Annotated in this window: 13 protein-coding genes; 8 read left to right on the plus strand and 5 right to left on the minus strand. The window is 65.1% G+C overall.

What is annotated here, in order from left to right; genetic code table 11:
- The first annotated feature begins 35 nt into the window (after positions 1 to 35).
- Together H4O11_RS07665 and H4O11_RS07670 are read left to right on the plus strand one after the other, a co-directional pair.
- Positions 36 to 935, plus strand: coding sequence for a helix-turn-helix transcriptional regulator (locus tag H4O11_RS07665; protein WP_182338806.1), 900 nt, complete (start codon positions 36 to 38; stop codon positions 933 to 935).
- 47 nt (positions 936 to 982) lie between these two features.
- Positions 983 to 3,853 carry a TonB-dependent receptor domain-containing protein gene (locus H4O11_RS07670; protein WP_182338807.1) on the plus strand — a complete coding sequence of 957 codons (2,871 nt, stop codon included), beginning with the start codon at positions 983 to 985 and terminating at the stop codon, positions 3,851 to 3,853.
- 162 nt (positions 3,854 to 4,015) lie between these two features.
- Here the strand turns inward: H4O11_RS07670 and H4O11_RS07675 are convergent, their stop codons facing one another.
- Positions 4,016 to 5,137 (minus strand): HDOD domain-containing protein, encoded by a 1,122-nt coding sequence (locus tag H4O11_RS07675; protein WP_182338808.1) that lies wholly within the window; start codon positions 5,135 to 5,137, stop codon positions 4,016 to 4,018.
- A 175-nt stretch (positions 5,138 to 5,312) separates the two neighbouring features.
- Positions 5,313 to 5,849 carry an inorganic diphosphatase gene (gene ppa / locus H4O11_RS07680; RefSeq protein ID WP_182338809.1) on the minus strand — a complete coding sequence of 179 codons (537 nt, stop codon included), beginning with the start codon at positions 5,847 to 5,849 and terminating at the stop codon, positions 5,313 to 5,315.
- A gap of 241 nt (positions 5,850 to 6,090) precedes the next feature.
- Here ppa and H4O11_RS07685 point away from each other — a divergent pair, with 241 nt between their 5' ends.
- Both H4O11_RS07685 and H4O11_RS07690 read left to right on the plus strand, forming a co-directional pair.
- The gene (locus H4O11_RS07685) at positions 6,091 to 6,576 is read left to right on the plus strand and encodes a hypothetical protein (RefSeq protein WP_182338810.1); all 486 of its coding nucleotides are present in this window, start codon (positions 6,091 to 6,093) and stop codon (positions 6,574 to 6,576) included.
- Entirely contained in the window at positions 6,573 to 7,037 is a 465-nt protein-coding gene (locus H4O11_RS07690; protein ID WP_182338811.1) for a hypothetical protein, read from the plus strand. Before H4O11_RS07685 ends, H4O11_RS07690 begins: the two co-directional genes overlap by 4 nt.
- Positions 7,038 to 7,131: 94 nt before the next feature.
- On the opposite strand, the gene H4O11_RS07695 is transcribed toward H4O11_RS07690, so the two are convergent.
- Positions 7,132 to 9,159, minus strand: a complete 2,028-nt coding sequence (locus H4O11_RS07695) for a sodium-translocating pyrophosphatase (RefSeq protein ID WP_182338812.1) — start codon at positions 9,157 to 9,159, stop codon at positions 7,132 to 7,134.
- A gap of 278 nt (positions 9,160 to 9,437) precedes the next feature.
- Between H4O11_RS07695 and H4O11_RS07700 the strand changes: the two genes are divergently transcribed.
- Positions 9,438 to 9,941 (plus strand): hypothetical protein, encoded by a 504-nt coding sequence (locus tag H4O11_RS07700; protein ID WP_182338813.1) that lies wholly within the window; start codon positions 9,438 to 9,440, stop codon positions 9,939 to 9,941.
- Between the two features lie 48 nt (positions 9,942 to 9,989).
- On the opposite strand, the gene H4O11_RS07705 is transcribed toward H4O11_RS07700, so the two are convergent.
- Positions 9,990 to 11,246: a 6-phosphofructokinase gene (locus H4O11_RS07705; RefSeq protein WP_182338814.1), complete on the minus strand. Its 1,257-nt coding sequence runs from the start codon at positions 11,244 to 11,246 to the stop codon at positions 9,990 to 9,992.
- Between the two features lie 135 nt (positions 11,247 to 11,381).
- Here H4O11_RS07705 and H4O11_RS07710 point away from each other — a divergent pair, with 135 nt between their 5' ends.
- From H4O11_RS07710 to H4O11_RS07720, 3 genes are all read left to right on the plus strand, one after another.
- Positions 11,382 to 11,948, plus strand: coding sequence for an adenylate kinase (locus H4O11_RS07710; protein WP_182338815.1), 567 nt, complete (start codon positions 11,382 to 11,384; stop codon positions 11,946 to 11,948).
- 336 nt (positions 11,949 to 12,284) lie between these two features.
- Positions 12,285 to 13,658: a UDP-N-acetylmuramate:L-alanyl-gamma-D-glutamyl-meso-diaminopimelate ligase gene (gene mpl, locus H4O11_RS07715; protein ID WP_182338816.1), complete on the plus strand. Its 1,374-nt coding sequence runs from the start codon at positions 12,285 to 12,287 to the stop codon at positions 13,656 to 13,658.
- Positions 13,655 to 14,233, plus strand: coding sequence for an LON peptidase substrate-binding domain-containing protein (locus H4O11_RS07720; protein WP_182338817.1), 579 nt, complete (start codon positions 13,655 to 13,657; stop codon positions 14,231 to 14,233). The genes mpl and H4O11_RS07720 overlap by 4 nt, the downstream gene beginning before the upstream one ends.
- A 35-nt stretch (positions 14,234 to 14,268) precedes the next feature.
- On the opposite strand, the gene H4O11_RS07725 is transcribed toward H4O11_RS07720, so the two are convergent.
- Positions 14,269 to 16,263, minus strand: a complete 1,995-nt coding sequence (locus H4O11_RS07725) for a bifunctional DedA family/phosphatase PAP2 family protein (RefSeq protein WP_182338818.1) — start codon at positions 16,261 to 16,263, stop codon at positions 14,269 to 14,271.
- Between the last annotated feature and the right edge of the window lie 64 nt (positions 16,264 to 16,327).

The following is a 16,327-nucleotide window of genomic DNA, read 5'->3' on the forward strand; positions in this document are numbered from 1 at the left end:
ACGGATGCCCTGTATTGGCAAATCCGTGGTGCCCCATGCGTCAGCTTTCCTTGGCCGATCGCGGTCAAACGATTTCACTGGACAAGTCGCCGGACGACGTCACTCCCATCTGCCTGGGCGTGGCCCGGCTGGGCAGCCTGCAGACCGCGGGCAGTTGCTTCACTGTCTGGATCCAGATCCGCGGCAGTGCATGGGTGGAGGCGAAGGAAGGCCGGTTCCGCTTGCGGCAGGGGGAGTGGATCGCTTTCGAAAAGGAATCCCGTCCGCTGGTGCAGGCCGGTCGCAATGGGTTGTGCATTGGCCTGGCATTGAACTCCGATGCCATGCGCATGCTGGCCGAACTGGCCGACTGCGGCCTGTACGCCGGCCGCGGGTTGATGAAGCGCCCGGAGCTTCGAGTGGCCCTGCGCCTGTGGCGCGATGCGCTCGATAGCGGCTTGCCCGCACAGGCCCTGCGTCCCTTGCTGCTGCATCTGGCATCGCTGCAGCGCACGCTGGCCGGAACCGTGCAGCGTTGCCCGGGACGGTCGCGTAGCCGCAAGCGCCAGGTGTTCGGTCGCATGCAGCGCGCACGCCTGTACCTGGAAGGCAACAGCCACCGCGTGGTGCGCATCGGGGAACTGGCGGAACTGACCAACTTCTCCAGCTGGTACCTGTCCAAGACGTTCCAGAGCCTGTACGAAGAAAGCCCGCAGGCGCTGTCGGCACGGCTGCGGCTGGAGCGCGCCGCAGACCTGCTGCGCGACACCGACATGATGATCGGCGAAGTCGCCGCGGCCAGTGGTTTCGACAACTGCTGCAGCTTCGCGCGGGCGTTCCGTGCCCGCTTCGGCCAATCCGCATCACACTTCCGTGAAGGCATCGCAAAGCTGCCGCCACATTCGGCAAAGTCTCTGGCTGTGTCGCGCAAACCAAGGGTCGCAACACAATCGTAACGTTTGGGGGCGTTTTAACACGCCACTAACGTACCTTGGAGAGATACATGAATTTCCGTAACCCCGCCGTTCGGCTGGGCATGCTGCCTGCCGGCATCGCGCTGGCGCTGAGCCCGAGCTTCGCCTCGGCGCAGGAAGCTGCAGCATCCGGCACTACCGATCTGGACCGTATTTCGGTCACCGGCTCGCGCATCCGCCAAGCAAGCATGGAAACCGCCCAGCCGGTGATTGCATTGCAGCGCGCCGACATCGAGAAGCAGGGCTTCACCAGCGTGGCCGATATCGTGCAGAACCTGGCCGCGACCGGTTCCCCTGCAATCAGCCGCAATGACGCATTGACCTCCGGTGAAGAAGTGGGCGGTCAGTACGTTGACCTGCGCAACCTTGGCCCGGAGCGTACCCTGGTGCTGCTGGATGGCAAGCGCATGGGCACCAGCACCGGTGGTTACACCGATCTGGCTGCGATCCCGACGTCGGTCGTCGAGCGTATTGAAGTACTGACCGACGGCGCGTCGGCCATCTACGGTTCAGATGCAATTGCCGGTGTGATCAACATCATCACCCGCAAGAACTTCGACGGCCTGGAAGCCAGCGTCTACCGTGGCCAGTACGGCCAAGGCGATGGTGACAAGGAAACCTACAACTTTGTGTACGGGCAGACCGGTGATCGCGGGTCGATCACCTTCGGTGCCGAGTACAGCAAGGAAAAGCCGGTTTTCGCCAAGAACCGCCGCTACAGCCGATATCCGAACGGCCAGTGGCACCAGTCGCCGAACGAGACGGAAGGCGCCAATGGCTGGTCGGCTGCGTCCAACAAGGGCGTTCTGATCGATGGCGACGACAACTGGTATGTGCTCAACCCGGGTGCGTCCGGTTCCAGCCTGTCCGATTTCCACGAGTTCGGCTTGGATGACTACACCAATGCCAGCGAGGAAATGTGGCTGCAGAACAAGCTGGAGCGTCGTTCGGTGTTCGCCAACGGCAACTTCGACCTGACCGACAACGTGCGCGCAACCGCGAACGTGCTTTACACCAAGCGCACTGCGACGTCCCAGATCGCAGGCTACCCGTACCAGTCGGAAGTCTATGAGACCCCGCTGTCGGCCGATAGCGCGTTCAACCCGCTGGGCGAAGATGCGAACTTCATCCGCCGTGGTTCCGAAGTGCCGCGCCAGACCGAATCGGAGCAGGAAACCTTCCGCTTCAGTGCTGGCCTGGAAGGTTCGTTCCAGTTCGCCGACAAGTACTGGGACTGGGACGTGGGCTACGTCTACAACCAGAACAAGGGCGTCAAGACCGGTACTGGTGACCTCTTCATTCCGAACGTGCAGAACGCGGTCGGCCCTTCGTTCATTGATGCCGGTGGCGTTGCCCGCTGTGGTACCGAAGGCGCCGTGATCTCGGGCTGCACCCCGTGGAACCCGTTGCTGCCCTACGGCGCCACCGGCGCTGGTGCGCTGGCAGGCAACGAGGCGCTGCAGAACTACCTGTTCCTGCCGAGCCACGATACCTACACCAACACCACCAAGGTCTACAGCGCCAACATCGCCGGTTCGCTGTTCACCTTGCCGGCTGGCGATCTGGCCATTGCCGCCGGTTACGAGCACCGCGAAGAAAGTGGCGAGTACAACCCGGATGCGCTGTTGCAGTCCGGTTTGAGCACCAGCCTCGCCGGTGCCCCGACCCGCGGTGATTACGACCTTGACGAGTTCTATCTGGAACTGAACGTGCCGATCCTGGCCGATCTGCCGTTCGCCAAGGAACTGTCGCTGGACATGGCGGGTCGCTATTCGGATTACAGCACCTTCGGCGACACGGTGAACTCGAAGTTCGGCCTGAAGTGGAAGCCGATCGATGACTTGCTGATCCGTGGCACCTACGCCACAGGTTTCCGTGCACCGAACATCTCGAACCTGTACGGCGGCGTTTCGCAGACCTTCGACAGCTACACCGATCCGTGCGACACCAGCTTTGGCTCGGCTTCGCGCAATCCGTCGGTTGCTGCGGCCTGTGGTGCAGCCGGCCTGCCGGCTGACTTCCGCCAGATCACGTCGGGTGGCGCAGTTTCCACCGGCCCGGGTACGCAGTCGTACAGCGCTTTCGAGTCGGGTTCCAACGCAGAGCTGAAGCCGGAGACGTCCAAGACCTGGACGGCCGGATTCGTATATAGCCCGAACTTCGTGCAGGGTCTGGACGTCAGCCTGGATTGGTGGAAGATCCGCATTGACAACGTGATCGCCGCTGAATCGGTGACCTCGATCCTGAACCAGTGCTATGTGCTGGGCATCGACTCGGCATGTGACCGCTTCGACCGTGGTACCGAAGGCCGTACCACTGGCCAGGTGGTCGATGTGACTCGTACGCTGATCAATGGTGGTTACCAGGAAACCTCGGGTTACGACCTGGGCGTGAAGTACCGTCTGCCGGAGTTGGCAATCGGCAACTTCACCATCGATTGGAAGACCACCTACGTCGATTACCTGGAATACAAGCGGGATAACGAAGCTGAAACCCCGGTCGAGCAGTCCACCGGTTGGGAAGGCAACTTCCGCGTGCGTTCAAACCTGAACGTCGATTGGAGCTATGGCAACTTCGGTGTCAACTGGGGTGTCCGTTACTTCTCCGGCATGAAGGAAGCGTGCTCCTATGACATGGATGGTGGCCGCGAGTGCAACCAGCCGGACTTCAGCTCGCCGTACACCCTGGCCCAGCCGACCCGGAAGGTTGGTTCCAACACCTTCCACGACCTGCAGATCCGTTACAACGCTCCATGGGATGCCACCATCTCGCTGGGCGCCAACAACGTGTTCAATCATGAAGGTCCGGTCATGTACAGCCAGCCGAACTCGAGCTTCTCGTATTACGGTGGCTTTGACATCGGTCGTTTCTACTACATGAAGTACACCCAGCGCTTCTGATCCATCGAAGCATTGGTGCATGAAAGGAAGGGCGGGCCGCAAGGCCCGCCCTTTTTTCTTCTTCCATGGGCTGCGCTGGATGTTCGCGCGCGCATTTGACGGGCATGGCCCGTCACTGCCAGGCCCCACGATCAGAGGGCGGGGGGCATCCGCGCTGGACGTTCAGGCCTCTGGCGAGGCCAGCCCCATCAGTGCATTGGCGTGCTCGCGCCATTCGGGCAGCTTGTGCAGCACGCCCGCGCGCTGCAGATAGGCCTCGTCCACCGGGTCGCCATTCACCAGTGCCAGCGCAACGTGTACCGCGCCGGTCACCCAGAAGCTGCGGGTGTTTGCGCGCTGGGGCTGCAGATGGAAGCCGACGGCTTCCACGATCGGCATCGGCAGGCCCCACAGGCCGAGCAGGTAGGCGCCTGCTTCGGCATGGCCCGGTCGTGCATCGTCGGCCGGTATCGATGTGTCGCGTTCATTGCGTACGCCCGGCAACAACAGGCCGATGTCGGCCAGCAGGGCGGCGGTGGCGCCCAGTTCTGCACTGGACGTGGGCAACAGGCGTGCGGCCAGGCGCGAAGAGAGCAGGGCGCGCTGCTGCAGCGAATTGCGTTCGGCGGCGGACAGGGTCGGCGCCGAAAATACTTCGCTGGCCAGCACCAGGTCGCGCAGCGTCGACAGGCCCAGGCGGGTGACGGCGGTGCGCAGGTCGGAAATGGTGCGGCCGCTGCTGAAGAACGCCGAATTGGACAACTGCAGCACTTTTGCGGCGATCGCCGGGTCGGCCGCGACCAGCCTGGCGACGTCGGCGCTGTCGGCATCGTCATCGTGCTCCAGCGCCTGGGTCAGGCTCAGGTAGACGTGGGGCGGCGACGGCAGCTTCTCGATGCGGCCGATGGCCTCGCGCAGCCGCGGGTTGTCCAGCAGTTCACGCAGCTCTTCCAGGCTGCCCAGGGCTTCCAGCAACATTTCCGGTGCCAGCGGCAGTGGAAGGAACCGATGGGCGACACCGATAAGGCGGGCCGGTGGTGGGCGATTGCCCTGCTGGGCATCGATCAGCGCGATGCGGATGGTTCCTGGCCGCAGCGTGCGGACCTGTCCAAGCAGCGTGGTCGCATCCATATCGCCCAGATACGGGCTGACCACCACGGCATCCACCGCCGAGGCGGCAACCGCTGCCATCGCAGCGTGGCCGCCTGGCAGTGTCGTGGTAAGCCATTCTTCCCCAAGATCGGCAATGAAACCTGTCAGCTCAGCCGGAAGGCTGGCTTCGTCCCCAACAAACAGAATGCGCACGACGCGTTCCCCTGGCGGACCACGCACGGCGTCGTGGTCGAAGTGAAGTGCCGCAATTTAACCGATTCGGCCCGGTGGCGGATGTGCCACAAGGCCGAACGGTGAACTGCCTGGCAGGCCGCGAACGGGCGGCTGCCAAGCTGCGCAGCCGATGCCACGTGCGTGGCCGGAGCGATCAGGCCTTGCCGTCGAGATAACGCTGGTGGGCCTCGACCAGGATCTGCTTGGCCTCGGCGGCGCCGGCCCAACCATCCAGCTTGACCCACTTGCCCTTCTCCAGGTCCTTGTAGTGCTCGAAGAAGTGGCCGATGCGCTCCAGCCAGTGGCTGGACACCTGCCCGATGTCTTCCACGTGGGCGTAACCACTGAACACCTTGGCGATCGGCACGGCCAGGATCTTCTCGTCGCTGCCCGCCTCGTCGCTCATCTTCAGCACGCCCACCGGACGGCAGCGCACCACCGAGCCCGGAATCAGCGGCAGCGGCAGGACGACCAGTACGTCGGCCGGGTCGCCGTCGCCGCACAGGGTGCTCGGCACATAGCCGTAATTGCACGGATAGCGCATCGGAGTCGAAAGGATGCGGTCGACGAAGATCGCGCCGGTGTCCTTGTCCACTTCGTACTTGACCGGCTCGGAATCCTTCGGGATCTCGATGATGACGTTGATTTCGTCCGGCGGGTTCTTGCCGGGGGAGACGAGTTCCAGACCCATTGATGTGCTCCGGTAGCGGGGGGCGAAAAGAGGACCATTTTATGCGTTTGCCGATCTGTGTGCAGGTGGGATTCCTGCAGCCTGCCGGGAAGAACCTCCAGCGCGGGCCGCGGACTCCCCCGATGCCCCAGGGCCGGGCATCGCTGGATGCTGGGGACGAGCCCCACAGAGCTTGACCATGTTTCCCTTCACCATGCTGCCAAAGCGTTACATGGACCTTGCACGTCTGGTCCTTATCCACATGTTGACCGTTTCTGCCCCCCTGCTGGCAGGCCCGGCACATGCCCACCCGGGTGTCGATGGCCGGAACCGGTTCGTGGATCTGGTTGACCATCCGGCGCCTGAGGCGAACTGGGATCGCTTCTATGACCTGGAAGACCGTCTGGCCGCCGGATTCCAGGCCGCCTGCGCGAACGAGGCCTGCGTACCGCGGCGCTTCCTGTGGCCGATGCAGCTGCGATGCTCGGTCCAGGCGCAGGATGGCAGCATGGCAGCATGCATCTGGGTGGTGGCCGGCAGTGACCTGCGCGTGCGCGCGGCAGGCAGCATCGAGCCTGACGTCGTGGTATGGCGCTGCGTGTTGCCGATACCTCCAGGCCTGGGGGTAGACGCCTTCCATGCCGCACTTGATGTGGCCGAGCCGTTGCGGGTGCGCCTGCCGGGGGCATCGGCCAGCCTGCTGCAAGGGCTGCGCCGCTGCCTGGCCAAGCCGGGGACCGCGTCATGACCGGACTCCTGCTGCTATTGCTGGTCGCTGGATCGATGCCCGCGGACATCCATGTCGATGCGCGCGACCATCCCAGGCCCGGGGAGGGCGAGGCGGCCTTCGCTGCGATGGAGCGTGCGCTGGTACGTGGATTTGATGACATCTGCGGCGACACGTTCTGCGAAGGCGACTACGGCAACCTGCGTGCGCTGCAGTTGCGGTGTGCCGTCACCCGGAACACGGGGGCAGTGGCAGAGTGCCTGTGGAGCTTTGCAGGCAGCTATGCCTGGGTCAACGAGCGCGACGCACTGCCCAGTGTCGATTCCCGGACCTGGGCGTGCCGGTTGCCGGTGGTGCCGGGAACCCGTTTGTCGGTGCTGCTGCCGTTGCTCAGCGGTCCGGGCGCGCTGGATACCGCATTGCCCTGCAGCGACCCCATTACTTGCCCGAGTACCTACGATGCATTGACCGACTGCCTCTGATGGCAGCGAGTTGAAATGAGCAAAGGGGACGGGACTGGGGCGGCGCCGCGATGTGATGGACCTCCCATCCATCCTGCGGGGCCGCCCCTACCTGTCAGAGCAGTGGCACCAGCAGCAACGCGACGATGTTGATGATCTTGATCAGAGGATTGATCGCCGGGCCTGCCGTGTCCTTGTAAGGGTCGCCCACGGTGTCGCCGGTTACCGCAGCCTTGTGCGCTTCACTGCCCTTGCCACCGAAGTTGCCATCTTCGATGTACTTCTTGGCGTTGTCCCAGGCGCCACCGCCGGTGGTCATGGAGGTGGCAACGAACAGGCCGGTGACGATGGTGCCGATGAGCAGGCCCCCCAGGGCGATCGGCCCCAGCAACAAGCCCACGGCGACCGGCACCAGCACCGGCAACAGCGAAGGCAGGATCATCTCGCGGATGGCCGATCGGGTCAGCATGTCCACTGCACGGTCGTACTGTGGTTTTCCGGTGCCCTGCATGATGCCGGGGATGTCCCGGAACTGCCGACGCACTTCTTCCACCACCGCGCCGGCGGCACGACCGACGGCTTCCATGGCCATCGCGCCGAACAGGTAGGGGATCAGGCCACCGATCAACAGACCGATGATCACCTCATGGTTGGACAGGTCGAAGCGGAACTCCTGGCCGGGATTGGCGGCCTGCAGGTTGTGCGTGTAATCGGCGAACAGCACCAGTGCCGCCAGTGCTGCCGAACCGATGGCGTAGCCCTTGGTTACCGCCTTGGTGGTATTGCCGACCGCATCCAGCGGGTCGGTGATGTCGCGGATATCCGACGGCAGTTCGGCCATTTCGGCGATGCCACCGGCGTTGTCGGTGATTGGGCCATAGGCATCCAGCGCCACGATCATGCCGGCCATGGACAGCATCGCCGTGGCCGCAATCGCGATGCCATACAGGCCACCCAGCGCATGCGCACCCCAGATCGCCGCGCATACGGCAACCACCGGCAACGCGGTGGACTTCATCGACACGCCAAGGCCTGCGATGATGTTGGTGCCATGGCCGGTGGTCGAGGCCTGTGCGACGTGCTGCACCGGTTTGTACTGGGTGCCGGTGTAGTACTCGGTGATCCAGACAATGAGCCCGGTCAGCACCAGCCCGATCAGGGCGCAGCCATACAGAGCGTAGGGACCGTGCACGTTGTCGCCCATCAGCGCGGTAGTGATGGGGTAGAACGCGACGGCCGCCAATGCGCCGGAGACGATCACGCCCTTGTACAGCGCGCCCATGATGGAGCCGCCGGGCTTCACCTTGACGAACAGCGCGCCGATGATCGAGGCCAGGATCGATACGCCACCCAGCACCAGCGGGTACAGCACCGCGTTGCGACCGGCTTCGGCGATCATCAGGCTGCCCAGCAGCATCGTGGCGATCACCGTCACCGCGTAGGTTTCAAACAGGTCCGCAGCCATCCCGGCGCAGTCCCCTACGTTGTCGCCGACATTGTCGGCGATCACGGCGGGGTTGCGCGGGTCGTCCTCGGGGATGCCGGCTTCCACCTTGCCGACCAGGTCGGCACCGACGTCAGCCCCCTTGGTGAAGATGCCGCCGCCGAGGCGGGCGAAGATCGAGATCAGCGAGGAGCCGAAGGCCAAGCCGACCAGCGCATGCAGCGCCTGTCCCACGTCCAGCCCGAGCCGCAGCAGGATCCCGTAATAGCCGGCAACGCCCAGAAGGCCCAGCCCGACCACCAGCATGCCGGTGATCGCGCCGCCGCGGAACGCCACGTCCATCGCGGCACTGATGCCTTGTCGCGCGGCTTCGGCGGTTCGTACGTTGGCACGCACCGATACGTTCATGCCGATATAGCCGGCCGCGCCGGACAGTACTGCGCCGATGGCAAAACCGATTGCCGTGTACCAGCTGAGGAACAGCCCGACCAGCACGAACAAAACCACGCCGGCGATGCCGATGGTCAGGTACTGGCGGTTGAGGTAGGCGCGGGCACCTTCCTGGATGGCGGCGGCAATCTCGGCCATCCGCGCGTTGCCGCTGGGCTGGCGCAGGATCCAGCGCGCCGAGACGATTCCATACACGATTGCGACAACGGCGCAGACCAGCGCCAGTGATAATCCATGACGTTCCAGCATGACCCCTCCCGAGTTGGATGATTGGCATCCAGCGGTGGTGAACGGCACCACGAGGGGGACGATGGGCTGCAACTCTGGAACCAGCCCGTGCCGACCTTGGCGGTCGTCCTACGTATGGCGGTGTTCAGCAATCCCTGGTGACCGCAGTATGCGGTGCGTTGCGTGAGGGTGCCAGCGGCGTGCCGCGTGGGGCCGTGGCGCTGCGTCATCCCGGCATCTTTGCGCGCCGTTAAGCCGGGCTCTGCGACCGTGCGCCGAACCTGTCGTGGAGAATGCCGATGCGCCTGCCTGTCCTGATCCTCTCCATGTCGATGTCGGCGGTGCCGGCGTTGGCTGCCGAAACCCCGGAACTGCAGCGTGCCGTTGGCGCCGCGCAGGCTGTGGGTGCCGTGCATACGTTGCGGCAGATCCCGGAGGCCTGTGCCCGGCTCGAGGGTGCGTTTACCGGCGACGCCGCACAGCCTTATCGCTTCGCACCGGTGCGCACCAGCGAGCAATGCCAGCCCCGCGCGCGCTTCGTCGATTACGCCAAGGCGCAGCCAACCGCTGAGAAAGGCTGGAAGCTCAATGACGTGATCCGTGTTCCAGAAGCCGCGTGTCCAGCGCGACAGGCGGTGGTGCGTGTCTGGCGCCTGCCCGTTGCACCCAATGCCGAACGCGACGGCCAAGGCCAGTCGCGCATCTATCTGGAGGATGCGAAGAAGCAGGCGGCGTCGGGAAAAATACCGCAGGTGACGATGTTCGCCGCGCAGTTGCAGATGGAAGGCAACGCCTGCAATTGACGGTGACGGGCATGGCCCGTCACTGCCGGGGCTGGCCGGGGCCGCCGCTCAGGCTTCGAAGGCTTCCAGTTTCTTCTTTACCGCCGTGTTCTTCAGCGTGACGTATTTCGGCAGGCCGTCCGGCCCATAGGGCAGGGGGGCCTCGCCCTTGATCAACGGCTGCAGATAGGCACGTGCCTTCTCGGTGATGCCGAAGCCGTCCTTGCGGATGAAGCCGGCCGGCATCTTCTTTTCGTGGTTGGCGATCTTCGCCAGCGGTGCAGCGTCGATCTTCCAGCGATACGGCTTGTCGCTGCTGCGCACGATGACCGGCATGACCCCGTTGTGTCCGGCCAGCGCCAGCCGGACGGCAGCCTTGCCCACCGCCTGCGCCTGCTCCCAGTCGGTCTTCGAGGCGATATGGCGGGCCGAGCGCTGCAGATAGTCGGGCACGGTCCAGTGCACCTTGTAACCAAGCTGGTCCTTCACCCGTGCCGCCAGGTGCGCGGCGACCCCACCCAACTGGGTATGGCCAAACGAATCCTTGCTGCCGCCGGCATCGGCCACAAAACGGCCGTCAGCACTGGCGATGCCTTCCGAAGCGACCACCACGCAGTAGCCGACGCGTTCGACCACCGCGTGCACCTTGGCCAGGAAAGCCGCCTCGTCGTAGGCGCGCTCGGGCAGCAGGATCACGTGCGGTGCCTCATCGGCGCCATTGCCAGCCAGGCCGGCGGCGGCGGCCAGCCAGCCGGCGTGGCGGCCCATTGCCTCGTAGACGAAGACACGGGTGGAGGTCTCGGCCATGGCGGCCACGTCGAGGGCCGCCTCGCGTACCGACACGGCGGTGTATTTGGCGGCCGAACCGAAGCCGGGGCAGGTGTCGGTCACGGCCAGGTCGTTGTCGATGGTCTTGGGCACGCCGATACAGGCCAGGTCATAGCCGAAGGCCTTGGCAAGCTCGGACACCTTCAATGCGGTGTCGGCGGAATCATTGCCGCCGTTGTACAGGAACCAGCGCACGTCGTGGGCCTGCAGCACCTGCAGCAGCCGCTCATAGCGGGGCCGATCGTGCTCCAGTGATTTCAGCTTGTAGCGGCACGAGCCAAAGGCGCCACCCGGCGTGTGGGCCAGCGCGCGGATGGCGGCGATGGACTCGCGTGAGGTGTCGATCAGGTCCTCGCGCAGGGCGCCGAGGATGCCATTGCGCGCGGCCAGCACCTTCACCCCGCGTGCGCGGGCTTCCTGGATCACCGCCGAAGCGGTCGCGTTGATGACGGCGGTGACGCCGCCTGACTGGGCATAGAGCAGGGTGCCTTGGCGCATGGAGACTCCGGTCTGGGGGAAGGACATTGCAGGGACATTACCCGGATGCGGTAAAGTGCGGGTATTGCGGTGCAGCGATACCGGTCCGTCCGGGCGCGGCATCTCCCGGAATTTCAACACGTTGGAGTCAGCTAGATGCGATTGGTTCTGTTGGGGCCGCCCGGTTCGGGCAAAGGAACGCAGGCTACCCGCCTGAAGGAAGATCTCGGCATCGCCCACATTTCCACCGGAGACCTGCTGCGCGCCGAAGTGGCTGCGGGCACGGAGCTGGGCAAGCAGGCCAAGGCGGTGATGGATGCCGGCAACCTGGTATCCGACGAGATCCTGCTGGGCATGCTGGAAGCACGCCTGGGCCAGCCTGATGTCGCCAAAGGTTTCATCCTCGACGGCTATCCGCGTAACGTGGCGCAGGCCAACGCGCTGGACGGACTGCTGGCCAAGATCAGCCAGCCGCTGGACGCGGTGGTGCAGTTGGACGTGGCCACCGAGCTGCTGGTCGAACGCATTGCCGGCCGCGCTGCGGAACAGGGGCGCGCCGATGACAATCCCGAATCGGTACGCCAACGCCTGCAGGTCTATAACGAGCAGACCGCCCCGGTGGTCGATTTCTACGCGGGTCGTGGCACGCTGGCACGCGTGGACGGTGTCGGCGAGCTGGACGAGGTGGAAGGCCGCATCACCGCCGCATTGCCGAAGCACTGATCAGGCAGTGGCGGCATTGCCGGGCCATGCCCGGCAATGCCGGGTTGGCGCATGAAAAAACACAGGCCTGGTCCATTGCGGACCAGGCCTGTGTCGTTCAGAACGCCAGCGGTAGGGCTTGCTCAGGGCCCCGCAGCTTGAGCTCCCATGGGGATGGCCACTTGGGGAGTAGGACCGGTTGGGAACTGCGGCTGGCGACGTAAATTGTGTCCGTGATCATACTTTTACGCTATCAGGATTTCCCCTACATTGCGTTGGAGTTTTCTCATAGGCGTTGTAGGACTTTTCTGACTTGAATCGACGGCCTCTGCCCATGGAGCAGGGCGATCGGTAACAATGTCCGTCATGAGCAACATACACATTCTTGGAATTGCCGGTACTTTCATGGGCGGCGTCGCGGCGTTGGCACGCGAACGCGGCCACGCCGTCACTGGCAGCGACCAGGCGATCTATCCGCCGATGTCGACCCAGCTGGAAACGCTCGGCATCGGACTGGACCAGGGCTATCGCGCCGACAGCGTGCCGGCCGGCACCGACCAGGTGGTGGTCGGCAACGCGCTGTCGCGCGGCAATGCTGCCGTTGAAGCGGTGCTCGACGCGGGCCAGTCCTATGTTTCGGGCGCGCAGTGGCTCAGCGAGCAGGTGCTGCCGGGGCGTGACACGCTGGCGGTCGCCGGCACGCACGGCAAGACCACCACCACCTCCATCCTGGCCTGGCTGCTGGAAGCGGCAGGCCGTTCGCCGGGATTCCTGATCGGCGGCGTGGCCGAGGACTTTGGTGTTTCGGCGCGGTTGGGACAGGGACGCGAATTCGTGGTCGAAGCCGATGAATATGACACGGCGTTCTTCGACAAGCGCAGCAAATTCGTCCACTACCGTCCGCTGGTGGCCATCCTCAACAACCTGGAATACGACCATGCCGACATCTTCCCCGACGTGGCGGCGATCCAGCGCCAGTTCCACCACCTGGTGCGTACCGTGCCGGCCCGGGGACGCCTGATCGTCAACGGCGGGGATGCCCACCTGGCGGAGGTGCTGGCGATGGGGTGCTGGACACCCGTTGAGCGTTTCGGGTTCGACGCATCGCTGGAATGGCACGCTGAGCTGGTGCAGGCCGATGGCAGCGCATTCAGGGTCCATCACCGCGGCCAGGCCATTGGCCTGGTGCAGTGGTCGCTGCTGGGTCGGCACAACGTGCTCAATGCCCTGGCGGCGTTGGCGGCGGTGCATGCCGTCGGCGTGGAACCGGCCAGCGTGATGCCGGCGTTGTCGCGTTTCCATAGCGTGAAACGTCGCCTGGAGATCATCGGCCAGGCCGCTGGCGTCACCGTATACGACGATTTTGCCCATCATCCCACTGCGATCGCCACCACGCTGGAGGGTCTGCGGGCGAAGGTCGGTGATGCGCGCATCGTGGTGGCGATGGAGCCGCGCAGCAATTCGATGCGGCTCGGTGCCCATGCCGATGCGCTGGCGCCTTCATTGGCATTGGCGGATGAGGTCGTGTTCCTGCACCGGCCGGAGCTGGCCTGGGATGCTGCTGCCGTTATTGCTGCCGTGCGTGGCAACGCGCATGCCGTGACCGGCCCGGACGCGCTGCTGGCGCGATTGCAGGCCATCGCGCGCGCGGGCGACCATGTGGTGTTCATGTCCAACGGTGGCTTCGACGGCGCGCCGCGCAGATTCTTCGCCGGGCTGCAGGAACGATGAGCGATACCGGTACGCTGCCACTGTTCCCATTGCATTCGGTGCTGCTTCCCGGTGCGGCCATCGGCCTGCGGGTATTCGAACGCCGTTACCTGGACATGCTGCGCGGGAACAGCCGCGACGGCACCGGCTTTGGGGTCTGCCTGATCCTGCAGGGCGAAGAGGTCGGCGCTGCGGCGGTACCCGCAGCGTTCGGCGTGGATGTGCGGGTGGAAGATTTCGACATGGGTGCCGACGGGGTGCTGCAGTTGCGCCTGCGCGGGATGCGGCGCTTCCACGTCGAACGTACGCGCGTGCGCGACAACGGGCTGGTGGTGGCCGATGTCAGCTGGTGCCTGCCGGACAGTGATGATGAGCTGCGTCCGCAGCACGCCCTGCTGGGCACGCTGCTGCAGCACATCATCGAACAGGCTGGCAGCGAATACGCGCCGGCGTCCCCGGTGCAGCTGGACCAGGCGGCCTGGGTAGGCTGGCAACTGGCCCAGTTGTTGCCGCTGGAAGAGAGCCAGCGGCTGCAATTGCTGCAGCTGGATGATCCGCACGAACGGCTGCAGCGGCTGCTGGGCTGGATGCCCTGAGGTTGCCTTGCCGGGCATGCCCGGCAACGCTGGCATCACTGCCCGGTGCGGATGCGAAGCACCGGCAGGCCGGTGGCAGGATGCACGTCTTCCTGCACCGGCAGGCCATCCAGGGATTGCTTCACCGCAGCCATTGCCGGGTCCACGCCCCGCATCGGATGCCACATGCCGATCCAGTTGAAGTGACGGGTGAAGCGCAACGTCTGTGCACTTCCCAGCCACAGGGGAACCTCGCCAGGCTGCAGCATCGCTTGTGCCGGCCACAGGCGCAGCACGTGGCGCTCATCGGCGTGTTCGCCATCGCGCACCAGCAGCAGGCTTTCCACCTGGGTATCCAGCGTGGCCGGCATCACCGGCAGCTCCTGTGCCCCGGTGTCCTGGTCCAGCATCAGCAGTGCCTGTTCCCAACCAGCCTGCGGCTGTACCTTCCAGCCGCGTGCCTCCATCCGTGCCTGCAGTGGCGCCAGCGGTCCGGCTACCTGCACATCCAGTGGCCAGCGCTGGTCATCGTCGAATTCGTTGCGGCGCGATGGCAACTGCTGCCATCCCTGCTGCCACCATTGCGTCGCCTGCAGCGCGGTGGGGACCGCCGGGCGTGGCTCGAAGCGCTCAAGCTTGATCGGGATGTTGCGTGGCGCATAGCAGACCGCGGCCGCTGCGAAGGTGCCGTAGAACAGCCAGGCAGCCGGTTTGACCCAGAACGAACGGTTGAAGCGGCGACGGTAGGCGATGCCGAGCACCAACAGCCAGAACGTCCCGAACAACATGCCGCCGACCACGTCGCTCAGCCAGTGGGCGCCGAGGTAGATGCGCGAGAAGCCGATCAGGCTGACCACGATGCCCGACACCAGGTATGGCCAGACGCGGGTGCGTCCTGGCAGCTCGCGCGCGATCAGCACGGCGAAGAAGCCGAAGGTGATGGTGGCCATGGTCACCGATACCGACGGGAAGCCGAAACCACTGCTGGCATCCGGCGGACGCACCACGTCCACGGTCGTGCCGAGCAGCATGGTCAGGGCCAGCCCGAAGGCCAGTGCCGCCAGCCAGTGTGCGGCGGCCATCCAGCGCCTGCGCCAGACCAGGTAGCCCATGCCGGCCGCGATGGCCGGCAGCAGCACCGGCCAGGCGCCCAGCGACGCCAGCGCGGCCATCGGATGGTCGGCCAGCGGATTGCGCAGCGCCAGCATGGCCTGGTGCACGGCAAGGTCCACGCTGAGCGGTTCCCCGTGCGCCACTACCACCATCAACAGTGCGAACCAGCCCCAGCCGAGCATCAGCAGCATCAGCGCCAGCATGGCCAGGGGCACCGATTCGCGGCGTTGCGGATCGAAGACGGATACCGAGTAGCGGCCGAGGGCGGGATGGCGTTGCGACCAGGCCAGCAGCCGTGCCAGCCAGTTGTCCATGCGCGCCGCCGACCAGCGGTAGCCGTACAGCACGATGGCCCAGACCAGGCCGAGCAGCACGCCCAGCAGCCCCAGTACCACCACCAGCCGGCCTGCCACGGCAGCTACCGCATCGTAGGCTTCGCCCAGCACCCAGCCTGGCAGCAGGAACAGCACCGCCCAGGACAGGCTGGCGATGCCGCTGGCCTGCACGTAGCGGCTGGCATTCATCTTCAGCATGCCGGCGATGGCCGGCACGAAGGGCCGGATGGCGCCAACGTAGCGTGCCACCAGGATGCTTTTGAAGGCGTTGCGCCGGAACATCGTCTCGCCGCGCTCCAGCAGTTGCGGGTGGCGGCTGAAGGGCCAGACACCGCGCAGGCGGTCACCCCAGCGGCGACCGATCCAGTAACTGATGCCATCGCCAGCGAACGCCCCCAGCGCCGCGCATGCCACCGCGTACGGGCCGGAGATCTGGCCCAGGCCGATGAACACACCGACGGCGAACAGCAGCGGCAGCGCTGGCACGATGGCGCCGAGGATGATCACCGCGTCGCAGAATGCAATGAGGAAGATGACCGCGCCGGCGAGCACGGGATGAGCGGCTATCCACGCGAGGGTGGCGTCGATCCATGAAGAGTCCATCGCGCGATTATAGGGGCCTGAACTTGACTGGATGCCTGCTCGTTGCGGGCTGATGGTGGCCCAT

The sequence above is a fragment of the Stenotrophomonas tumulicola genome (genome assembly GCF_014117215.1).
Lineage (GTDB): Bacteria > Pseudomonadota > Gammaproteobacteria > Xanthomonadales > Xanthomonadaceae > Stenotrophomonas > Stenotrophomonas tumulicola.